At 38.7% G+C, this 336-nt stretch carries 1 protein-coding gene; it reads left to right on the top strand.

Annotation, left to right across the window (positions count from 1 at the left end; translation table 11 throughout):
• Nucleotides 1-184: 184 nt before the first annotated feature.
• Nucleotides 185-336: DUF2116 family Zn-ribbon domain-containing protein (locus ACM615_RS24460; RefSeq protein ID WP_431012719.1), on the top strand; the 152-nt coding region annotated here is incomplete at its 3' end.

The following is a 336-nucleotide window of genomic DNA, read 5'->3' as shown; positions in this document are numbered from 1 at the left end:
GCCACAGATTACTTTGGGGATATCTACCTCGTGTATGTGACGGATGAGTCTATTTCGATCTGGAGTACCTTCAATCTGAATACGCTGGTGTTTCAGAGATGAGAAGATTGAAAAATTGTAACCGGTTAGTTTGATTGATTATTTTTCAAACTAATCGGTTAAATTAGATCAAACTTTTTAGCATATGGCACTAGAGAAAAAACACTGTTTGAATTGTGGGAATGTGATTCAAGGCAGAATCGACAAGAAGTTCTGCGATGATCAATGCCGCAATAGTTTCAACAATCAGCAAAATGCATTGTCGACCAATTACATCCGTCGGGTCAATCACAGCCT

Source organism: Rahnella sp. PAMC25617, from assembly GCF_050606005.1.
GTDB classification, from domain to species: Bacteria; Pseudomonadota; Gammaproteobacteria; order Enterobacterales; family Enterobacteriaceae; genus Rahnella; species Rahnella variigena.
The sequence above is the reverse complement of the archived record's forward strand: the minus strand, read 5'-3'. Positions and strand labels throughout refer to the sequence as shown.